The organism is Azospirillum sp. B506 (genome assembly GCF_000333595.1).
Lineage (GTDB): Bacteria > Pseudomonadota > Alphaproteobacteria > Azospirillales > Azospirillaceae > Azospirillum.
Genome location: NZ_BADK01000804.1, coordinates 1 through 10,624, shown reverse-complemented (window position 1 = coordinate 10,624; position 10,624 = coordinate 1). Strand labels below are relative to the sequence as shown.

Here is a 10,624-nt window from a genome sequence, read left to right as displayed (position 1 = left end):
TCACCTCGGTGGCCTACACCCGCAGCCCCGCGCGAGATCCCGTTCCTGCGCCGCAAGGTCGCCCGCGTGATGACCCGCGCCGGCTTCGACCCGTCGGGCCATGACGGCAAGGCGTTGCTGAACATCCTGGAGACCTACCCGCGCGACGAACTGTTCCAGACCCCGTCCGACGAGCTGTTCGAGACGGCGGTCGGCATCCTCTACCTGCAGGAACGCCAGCGCCTCGCCCTGTTCGTCCGCCGCGACCCGTTCGAGCGCTTCGTCTCCGCCCTGGTCTTCGTGCCGCGCGACCGCTACGACACGGCGCTCCGCCGCAAGATCCAGTCGGTTCTGGAATCCGCCTTCCACGGCGCCTGCACCTCCTACTTCACCCAGCTGTCGGACAGCGCGCTCGCCCGCCTGCACCTGATGGTGAAGACCGAGCCGGGCAAGATTCCCCCGGTCGACATCGGCGAGATCGAGGCGCGGCTGGTGCAGGTCTCGCGCAGTTGGGCCGACCGCATCCGCGACGCGCTGGTCGAGGCGCTGGGCGAGGAGACCGGCAACGCCCGCCTGCGCCGCTATGCCGACGCCTTCCCCGCCGGCTACCGCGAAACCTTCACGGCGGAAGCCGCGGTCCACGACATCGACCGCATCGAGCGCGTGCTGGCGGAACAGCGCCTGGGCATCGTCCTGTTCCACCCTCTGGAGGCCGACGGCGACGAGCTGCACGTCAAGATCTACCACCAGGGCCGGCCGGTGCCGCTGTCCGACGTGCTGCCGATGCTGGAGCACATGGACCTGAAGGTGATCACCGAGCAGCCCTACGAGGTCCGTCCCGCCGGCGGCGCCACCCCGGCCCAGTCGGTCTGGATCCACGACTTCGCCGCCCGCACCCAGAACGGCTTGGCCGTCGATTGCGTCAAGGTCAAGCAGACCTTCCAGGAGGCCTTCGCCGACATCTGGGACGGCCGGATGGAGGATGACGGCTTCAACCGTCTGGTCCTGCGCGCCGGGCTGGCCGGCCGCGAGGTCACGGTGCTGCGCGCCTATGCCAAGTACCTGAAGCAGGCCCGCTTCGCCTACGCCCAGGACACCATCGAGACGACGCTGGCCGCCCACCCGCAGACCGCGCGCCTGCTGGCCCGGCTGTTCGCCGCCCGCTTCGACCCGGCCAACCGCAGCGACGAAGCCCCGATCCTGGAGCAGATCGAGACCGCGCTCGACGCCGTCACCAACCTGGACGACGACCGCATCCTGCGCCGCTTCGTCAACCTGATCCGCGCCACCCTGCGCACCAACGCCTACCAGACCGGGGCGGACGGGGCGCCGAAGCCGCATCTGTCCTTCAAGCTCGACAGCGGCTCCATCGAGGAGCTGCCGCTGCCGCGGCCGTGGGTGGAGGTCTTCGTCTACAGCCCGCGCATGGAGGGTGTCCATCTGCGCGGTGGCAAGGTCGCCCGCGGCGGCATCCGCTGGTCCGACCGCCGGGAGGATTTCCGCACCGAGATCCTCAGCCTGATGAAGGCACAGATGGTGAAGAACACCGTCATCGTGCCCGTCGGCTCCAAGGGCGGCTTCGTCGTGAAGCGTCCCCCGCCCCCCGGCGCCGGCCGCGAGGCCGCGCTTGCCGAAGGCATCGAGTGCTACAAGATTCTGATGCGCGGCCTGCTGGACCTCACCGACAATCTGGCCGCCGACGGCTCGGTCGTGCCGCCGAAGAATGTGGTGCGCCACGACGCCGACGACCCCTATCTGGTGGTCGCCGCCGACAAGGGCACGGCCACCTTCTCCGACATTGCCAACGGCGTTTCCATCGACCACGGCTTCTGGCTGGGCGACGCCTTCGCCTCGGGCGGCTCGGCCGGCTATGACCACAAGGTGATGGGCATCACCGCCCGCGGCGCCTGGGAATCGGTGAAGCGCCATTTCCGCGAGATGGGCACCGACATCCAGACCACCGACTTCACCGTGGTCGGTGTCGGCGACATGTCGGGCGACGTGTTCGGCAACGGCATGCTGCTGTCGAAGCACATCCGCCTGCTGGCCGCCTTCGACCACCGCCACATCTTCCTCGACCCCGATCCCGACCCGGCATCGAGCTGGGAGGAGCGCAGCCGTCTGTTCGCCCTGCCCCGCTCCTCCTGGGCCGACTACGACCGCTCCAGGCTGTCCGCCGGCGCCATGATCGTCGAACGCAGCGCCAAGACGGTTGAGCTGACGGCGGAGGTCCGCGCCCGCTTCGGCATCGAGCAGGCTCACCTTTCCCCGGTCGAGCTGATGCGCCGCCTGCTGACGGCGGAGGTCGACCTGCTGTGGTTCGGCGGCATCGGCACCTACATCAAGGCGTCGAGCGAGACCAACGCCGAGGCCGGCGACAAGGCCAACGACGCCCTGCGCATCGACGGCGGCCAGATCCGCGCCAAGGTGATCGGGGAGGGCGCCAACCTCGGCGTCACCCAGCGCGGCCGCATCGAGGCGGCCGGCAAGGGGGTCCGCCTGAACACCGACGCCATCGACAACTCCGCCGGTGTCGACACCTCCGACCATGAGGTGAACATCAAGATCCTGCTGGGCGACGTCATGGCGCGGGGCGACATGACGCTGAAGCAGCGCGACACCCTGCTGGCCGCCATGACCGACGAGGTGGCGGGGCTGGTGCTGGCCGACAATTACCGCCAGACCCAGGCCCTGACCATCGCCGAGGCGCAAGGCGCGGGCCTGCTGGAGGCCCAGCTGCGCTTCATGCGCAACCTGGAGCGCAACGGCCGGCTGAACCGCGCCATCGAGTATCTGCCGACCGACGAGGAACTGGCCCAGCGCATGGCCGAACGCCGCGGCCTGACCCGGCCGGAGCTGGCGGTGCTGCTGGCCTACGCCAAGATCACGCTGTACGACGACCTGCTGGCCTCGGAGCTGCCGGACGATCCGGCGACGGTCGAGGATCTGCTGCGCTACTTCCCGCAGCCGCTGCGCGAGGGCCAGCGTGAGGCGATCTTCCGCCACCGCCTGCGCCGCGAGATCATCGCCACCGCCGTCACCAACAGCCTGGTCAACCGCGTCGGCCCGACCTTCGTCCGCGACATGGTGGAGAAGACCGGCCTCGGCCCGGCGGACGTCGCCCGCGCCTATGCCATCGCCCGCGACGTCTTCCAGCTGCGCCCGCTGTGGGACGCCATCGACGGCCTCGACACCGTCGTCCCGGCAGCCTTGCAGACGGCGCTGATGCTGGAGACCGTCCAGCTGCTGGACCGCGCGGTGGCCTGGTTCCTGGCCCACAGCCCGCACCCGCTGGATCTGGGCCGCGAGTCCGCCGCCTTCCGTCCGGGGGTGGAGGCTCTGGCCGCCGGGCTGGACCGCTTCCTCGATGCCGAGGAATCCTCGCGCCTCGCCGCCCGCATCGCCGACGCCATCGCCCAGGGCGTGCCGGAGGATCTGGCCCGCCGCATCGCCGCCCTGCCGGTCCTCGCCGCCGCCCCCGATCTGGTGCGGATCGCCGAGCGCACCGGCCGCGCGGTGGAGGGCGTCGCCTCGGTCTATTTCGGCCTTGGCCGCCGCTTCGGCCTGGAATGGCTGCGCGACCGTGCCAGCACCGCCAAGGTCGACAACCACTGGCAGCGTCAAGCCGTCGCCGCGATCGTCGACGACCTCTTCGCCCACCAGAGTGCCTTGACCGTGCGCGTGCTGGAAAGCGAGGGCGACGAGGCTGCGGCGGTCGATGGCTGGATCGCCAGCCGCAGCCTGGTGGTCGAGCGCGTCGAGCAGCTTCTCGCCGAACTGCGCGCCCAGCCGGCGGTCGATCTCGCCATGCTGGCTGTCGCAAATCGGCAGCTGCGCGGCCTGATCGCCGGGTAATGGAAGGCTGATGGTGTCACAGGGATAGGAGACGCTCGGTTCGGACGGTCCGGCTGCACTGTCCTGCGCAGCCGGACCTCCGGAGTGCCGGTGCCTTTTCAGGCACGTTCGGGCACCGGCTTTCGGTCTCCTCGCCTCGGGCGGATCCACGCAGGTGGATCCGCCCGCTTTCTTTCTCGAAAGCAACTTCTGCGGTATATGTGGCGGTCAGCGACACAACCTTCCCCGCTCCGGGAAAGGGAGCCACCCCCCCTACCCTGCCGTCCCCCCGGTCGCGCCCACCAGCGTCAAAATGCGCCGCGCCGCGTCGGCCGGGTCGATGGCGGCGATACAGTGGGCCTCGGCCGCCACGCAGGACGTGGCACAGGGCGGCACCGCCGCCGGGCGCAGGACCAGCGCCCGCTCCTCCCGGCCACCGGTCCAGGGGCAGAAGCGCTCGGGCGCATGGAAATGGTTGGGATCGCCGCCCAGGGGATGGCAGGAGAATACCGCCACCGGCACGCCCATCGCCGCGGCCAGATGGGCCGGGGCGGAATCCATGGTGATCGCCAACGCCGCCTCCGCCATCACCGCGGCGGCGACGCGCAGCCGGGTGGCGCCGGTCAGGTCGATGACCCGTCCCGGCAACGCCGCCGAAAGCGCTCCGGCCACCGGGCGTTCCTCCCCGGTGCCCAGCAGCACGAGCCGCGCGTCCAGCCCCGCAGCGACGGTGGAGACCACCGCAGCCAGCCGGTCGGCCGGATAGACGCGGCGCGGGCTTGCCGCCCCCGGCGCCACCGCGATCAGCGGCCGGTCATCCATCGAGCCATCTGCGGTCCCGAGAAGCCGGCGTGCCTCCTCCCGGTCCTCCGCCGTCAGCGTCAGCTCCAGCAGACCCAAATCCGGCCGGGCGCCCAGCGCCTCCAGCAAGGCGGCGTTCTGCTCCACCTCATGCCGCCCCGGCGGCGGGGCCAGTGCCAGCCCATAGGCGCGGTCGAAGCCCGGGTTGCCCTCCGCCTTCCACGGCGTGACCCGCTCGGAGAAACCGGCGACCAGCTTGGCCCGGCTGTTGGCGGCGAGCGTCGTCGCGCCATGGCGGTCGAAGTCGTAGCGCGGCACCAGCGCCAGATCGAAGCCGGCACGGTAGCATTCGGCGAACAGCTTCAGCCCGCCGGGGGTGATGCCGCGGAAGTCGATGCCGCCGCCCTCCTTCGGCCGCGGCGCCACCACCCCGTCGACCCAACGGCAGGTCAGGGCCAGATCCGCCACCGCCTCGCGCACCGCCAGCAGGATGCGCGCCTGCGGGGCGGCGGCGCGCAAGCCGCGCAGGAAGGGGGTGGCCATCACGAAGTCACCGGCCTCGTCCAGTTTGATGACCAGGATGCTGCCCACGCTCGCCAGATCGCAGACGCTCATGACCGCCCCTCCCCGTCCACATCGAACGCCACCGGCGGCAGCCCGGCGCACCAGCGGCGCCAGGCGGTGCGGTGGCCGGCCTCCACCGCGCGGGCATAGCCGGGTTCGTCCATCAATGCCGAGCGCCGCATCCGATCGCGCAGCCCCTCGCGCTGCCTGTCGAGGAAGGCGCGGTCTGTCGCCAGCCGAACTCCCTGCGCCAGATAGCCGTCATCGTCGCCCGTCACCAGCTCTCCCATCCCGACGGTGTCGAGCATGCTGGCGCCCCAATGGCCGATCAGGGTCGGCCCGGTCCGGTTCAGCACCGGCACGCCCATCCACAGCGCGTCGCAGATCGTCGTGCCGCCATTGGCGAAGACGGGGTCCAGCGCCACGTCGATGGTGACGTAATCCTGATAAGGATCCGGGGTGATGCCGCGCAGCTCCAGCCGCTCCGCTCCGATGCCCTGCCGGGCGAAGGCGTCCAGCAGGCGCCGGTCTGCACCGCCCCCGCTGCCCAGCCCCCGCCATTTCAGCACCAGTTTCGCCGTCGGCACCGCCGCCAGCAGCCGCGCCCACAGCGCGATGGTGGCGGCATTCACCTTGGTGATGTTGTTGAAGGACCCGAAGGTGATGTGGCCGTTGCGCTCCAGCGGTGGCCGGTCCGGCGGCACGAAGCCGGACTCCGCCGGGCGGTAGCACAGCACGCAGCCGGGCAGCCGGATCAGCTTTTCCGTGTGCAGCGAGTCCGCCCCCGCCGGCGTCAAACGGGGGTCGGCGATCTGGTAATCGACGGTGCTCAGTCCCGTCGTGTTGGGATAGAGCGGCAGGCTGACCTGAACCGGTGCCGGGCGGCGGGCCATCAGCGGCATGCGGTTGCGCGACATGTGGCCGCCGGCATCGACCAGGATGTCGATGCGGTCCTGCCGGATCCGGCGGTCGAGCTCCTCGTCCGACAGCGCCGCCACGTCGCGCCAGCGGTCGGCCGCCGCCTGGAAGCGGTCGGTGGTGGCGTCGCGGCTGCGGTCGTTGTGATAGCAGGTGACCTCCACCGTCCCGCGGTCGTGCCCCTCGATCAGCGGCAGCAGGAAATGATAGCCCGGCCCGGGATAGCGCTGGAAATCCGGCGACAGATAGCCGACGCGCAAGGCCCGCTCCGGGTCGCGGCTCTCCACTGCATATGGTGCGGCTGGAACCGCCAGCAGATGGCGTTCGAAGGCGCGGTGCTCGCGGAAGACCTCCACCGGATCCGCGCCATCGTCGAAGCACAGGCAGAACAGCATGTTGGAGCGGATCGCCGCATCCTCCGGCGCCCGGTCGAGCGCCGCGCGGAAGGCCGCCACCGCCTGCGCATGCAGCCCCAGCGCCATCCAGGCGACCCCGAGGTTGGAGCTGGCAAGCGCCATCTGCCCCGGATCGCCGAGCCGCAGCGCGCGGTCCAATGGCGGGATCGCCTCCTCCGCCGCGTTGGCATCCAGCCTCAGCGTGCCGATGTTGACCCAGGCCGCCGCATCCTCGGGCATCAGCGCCAGCGCCCTCCGGTGCCAGGACAGCGCCGCCTCCGGCTGCAAGGCCAGCTGCAGGGCGGATCCGGCATTGGCGGCCAGTGCCGCATCGCCGGGCGCCACCCGCACCGCCCGCAGCGCCGCCCGCGGTCCACCCTCCATCCCCAGCGTCGCGCGCGCCAGTCCCAGGCCCGACAGCGCCAGCCCCGAGGCCGGCGCCAGTGCCAGCGCGTGGCGGTAGGCCCGCTCCGCCGCCGAGGCCCGCCGACGGCCATAGAGCCGGCCGGCCAGCGCCAGCACCAGATCCTCGGCCAGCGGATCCAGCCTCACCAGCCGCGCCAGCCAGAGCGGCTCCGGTGAAGCACCGCTTTCCGCCGCGCCCAGCGTGCGGAGCGCCGCCATCTGGGCGGGGACCAGCGCCAGCAGCCGGCGGGCCGCCGCCATGGCACCCCCGCCATCGCCCAGCCGGCTGCGGATCTGCAAGCATTGCTCCAGCGGCTCCACCATCTGCGGGGCCAGCTGGATCAGCGCGGCGAAGGCCGACGCCGCCTCGACCATCCGGCCGGCATCGCGCAGGGCGGCCCCCCGGTTGAAGGCGGCCAGGATCCGCTGCGGCTCCAGCGTCGCCGCCCGTCCGTACCACGCCGCGGCCGGCAGGAAGCGCCCGCCATCGTACAGCGCGTCGCCCAACTCCGCCGCACTCCCGGCATCCGCCGGCTCCAGCGCCATCGCCCGCAACAGCGCCTGCGCCGCCGGCCCGTGCTGCCCCAGCCTCGTTCGCGACGCCGCCTCCATCCGCGGCAGCGACGGGTCGAGCGGCGCCAGCCGGGCGGCGCTGCGGAAGGCCGTCGCCGCATCCTCCCAACGCTCCGCCGTCTCCAGCAGCCGGCCCAGATTGGCATGGAAGATCGGTTGGCGCGGGTCGGCCTTCACCGCCTGCCGGATCCGCGCGATCCCCTCGGCCAGCGCCCCGGTCTGCGCCTTGACCAGACCCGACAGGTGGAGTGCGTCCGCCTGTTTCGGCAGCCGCTTCAGCACCTGCTCGTAGAGCGTCGCCGCCTCGGCCAGCTGCCCGTTCTGATGATGGGTGACGGCCCGGGTCAGCAGCGCCTGTGCGTCGGCGGTGCCGGTCGGACGATGCATCGGGCGATGGTTCGGTTTCATCCGCTGTCGGCACTCTCTGGTGGTCCGGCGGATAATGCTGACCGGCCGGCGCCAGGACAAGCGCCAGTTCGCGCGGCGCCAGCTGGCGTTGCCGGTCGGCCAGGGCGGCTTCGCGGGCGCGGGCGCGGCGGCGCTGCTCCTCGGTGCGCAGGCGCAGGCTCTGTTCCTGGCGCAGACGGGTCGCCAGCCGCCTCAGATCGTCGGCGGCGCGGCTTTCCGCTGCCGGCGGCAGGGCGCCCAGCGCCTCGCGGAAGTCGCCCAGCGTCGGAAAGCGGCTCCAGCCGCTGCGGAAAGCCGCCCACACCGCCTCGAAGGCCGCCATCCAGCGGTCGGCCGGCCATTCCGCCATCGCCCGCACGTCGGCCTCCAGCAGGTCGGCCTCCGGCAGTTCCAGCGCGAAGCGGTCGGCCAGCTTCTCCAGCCCGATCAGCACATTCTCGATGCCGATCGCCGGGGTCAGCGTGCCGATGGCCTGCTCCACCCGCTCGGCCAGCCGGCCGATCTCGTCCGGCGTCAGATCCTGCGTCTCGAAGCGCAGATCCGCGACCTCAAGCCTGGCCAGCGAGGCGAAGGCGCAGGGCAGCGAGTGTTTCGCGGTTGCGGCCGGCGGCATCGGCGGCGGCACCGGCCCGCAGGGAGCCGGAACGCGGTTCGGGGCGGGGTTCGGGGCGGCGGTCATGGCGTGGCTCGCGGCGGACGTGGGGGGCGGAGGACCGGATGGATGGCTGGGGAGCCGGTGCGTCTGGCTGTTCGGCGGGCGCCACTAGTTCCCGTGCGATCCAGCGGCGCCAGGCGGCCCCCGGATCCGGCGGGCGGTAGCCATTGCGGCGGTGGGCTTTGCGGCACCAGGACACGAACTTCGCCGTCACCCGGCCGGCATCGACGTCCGGCCGTTCCAGCGCCGCCCAGGCCAGATCCGCGGCATCCGGTTGCCAGTCGGCTGCCAGTGCCCCGTCCTGCCGGATATCCCGGTCCTCCATCGCCCCATCCGGGAGAGAGGAGGAGGATTCAGGATTCTGGGAGTCCAAGGAGAAGCCCGCTGGCGAACCGCAGATGTCAGCCGGCTGACAGGAGATGCCGGCAGTGAAACCCTCCATCCCCGCCAGCTGATAGGCGAACCCGCGCAGGCCCCGCCGTGGCTTGGCGCAGACCAGCGCCGCCGCCTTTTCCTGTGCCGCCTTTTCCTGCAGGGCCTTCAGCACGGCGTTGAACCAAGCGCGGCTTTGCCCCAGCTCTTCGGCCAGCTCCCCTTGCGTGGCGGTGCAGACACCGTCGCGGTCGGCATGGGCGTAGAGCGCGGACACCCCCGCGATGTCGGCGGCCTGGATGCCGGGCACGGCGATCCACCGGCCGGTACATGTCGATGTATGGCTTCATTGCGTCACCCGTCTGTCGGTCGATCCGTGGACGGACGAAGACAAAGGGGGAGCGTCAACGGATTCGCACTGAATCCGCTTGGGTTTGCGGGCCTGCCCTGCCATCATGGAGTCGCCAAACAGCCAGATGTGGGGTGCCCGGGTTTCCCTCGGTCTCCTCCGTCCGACACGAAGGGCCCGGAGCAATCCGGGCCTTTTGTGTTTGCGGAGGTCGGTCCTCCGTTAACTCATGCTCTTCGCTCCTTCTCAGAACACGGGCGCAGAACAGGGTCTGCGGACACCCGTGGCGTCGGCCAGGGTCTGGCACGGGCGCAGGTCGACGGCGTCAGGGCGGTTTTCGCCCTTTTTTGAAATGTGTACGTCCCGTTGCGCGTCTGTCCACGGTCTTGGAAAAATCGCCCGGTGCCGGCATTTCATGGACGCTGAATCGGATTCTCGCGCAGGAATCAATCACTTGAAGCGCAGCCGCAACGGCCGGCCGGAGGGAAGTGTCGCCGTTGTGCCGAAAGATTCGGGTCCGAACGTCGCCGTTGTGCCGAAAGATTCTTGGCCGTCGACAGGGCGGGACGGCCGGCTCGCGGCGTCGAACGTCGCCGTTCTGCCGAATGATCGGGCGGATCCCTCCCCGCCCCCACCGCTCCCGGGGTGGAATCGGCGGAGAATCGGGTGGGAATCGGCCCTCCGGCGGATCGTCCGAACGTCGCCGTTCTGCCAGTCAAAGGCCCTCCAGGGGGGATCCGGGTCGATTCCAGGGGGGGAGCGAGAGGGAATAACCCAATGAAAACAACACTCTGATATTGCCCTTCCCTGCCCGGACGCCCGGCGGCACGGCAGAACGCAGACGTTGGCTCCGCCGGGCGTCGGAGAGATGCCGTTCCGCCGGCCTGCGGACCGTCCCCGGACTCCCGTCCTGGCGCCGGGCTGGAAAAACTGGCAGAACGGCGACATTCGGCCCGCCGGTCCGCCGCGCTCCCGGGAATCTTTCGGCAGAACGGCGACGTTTGGTCCGGCAGTGTGGAACCGGGGGGCGGGCTTGTGGATTATGGCTTTGACCCTTTCAAGCCGCACAGGACCAGCGGAGAGACCGCATGACCCAGACCACCAACGCCGAGCTGCTCGACCGGCCGCTGCAACTGGCTCTGCGGCTGGATTCCCCGCTGACCGGCGACGTCCAGAACGACCGGCACATGATGGTCTACAGCCTGTTCGGCCTGTCGAAGGACAAGGCGGAATCGCTGCCGACCTACGATGACGGCAAGGTGCGGATCGAGGTGCGGGCGCCAAAGAATGTCGGCGTCGCGACGATCTGGGACAAGGCGGTGCTGCTCTACGCCATCTCGCTGCTGCGCGAGAAGATGGACTCCGGCAAGG

General features: G+C 70.8%; 5 protein-coding genes. 2 read left to right on the top strand and 3 right to left on the bottom strand.

Translation table 11 applies throughout. The annotated features are described in order from the left end of the window. On the top strand, positions 1–3,834 hold a 3,834-nt coding region (locus I71_RS25250; RefSeq protein WP_244434040.1), incomplete at its 5' end, for an NAD-glutamate dehydrogenase. A 252-nt stretch (positions 3,835–4,086) separates the two neighbouring features. On the opposite strand, the gene I71_RS25245 is transcribed toward I71_RS25250, so the two are convergent. The 3 genes from I71_RS25245 to I71_RS25235 form a co-directional block, all read right to left on the bottom strand. Then, on the bottom strand, positions 4,087–5,229 hold the full coding sequence (locus I71_RS25245) for a glycosyltransferase family 9 protein (RefSeq protein WP_042700251.1): 1,143 nt from the start codon (positions 5,227–5,229) through the stop codon (positions 4,087–4,089). Further along, entirely contained in the window at positions 5,226–7,856 is a 2,631-nt protein-coding gene (locus I71_RS35245) for a tetratricopeptide repeat protein (RefSeq protein ID WP_049976323.1), read from the bottom strand. Before I71_RS35245 ends, I71_RS25245 begins: the two co-directional genes overlap by 4 nt. Positions 7,857–8,425: 569 nt before the next feature. After that, positions 8,426–9,214, bottom strand: coding sequence for a MarR family transcriptional regulator (locus I71_RS25235; RefSeq protein ID WP_244434039.1), 789 nt, complete (start codon positions 9,212–9,214; stop codon positions 8,426–8,428). A 1,127-nt stretch (positions 9,215–10,341) separates the two neighbouring features. Here I71_RS25235 and I71_RS25230 point away from each other — a divergent pair. Continuing rightward, positions 10,342–10,624 (top strand): replication initiator protein A (locus I71_RS25230; RefSeq protein WP_042700245.1); only part of this gene is annotated, 283 nt, incomplete at its 3' end.

Coding starts and splice junctions, on each gene's coding strand:
- I71_RS35245 (WP_049976323.1), bottom strand. CDS start 7,856: ATGCATCGTCCGACCGGCACCGCCGACGCACAGGCGCTGCTGACCCGG.
- I71_RS25245 (WP_042700251.1), bottom strand. CDS start 5,229: ATGAGCGTCTGCGATCTGGCGAGCGTGGGCAGCATCCTGGTCATCAAA.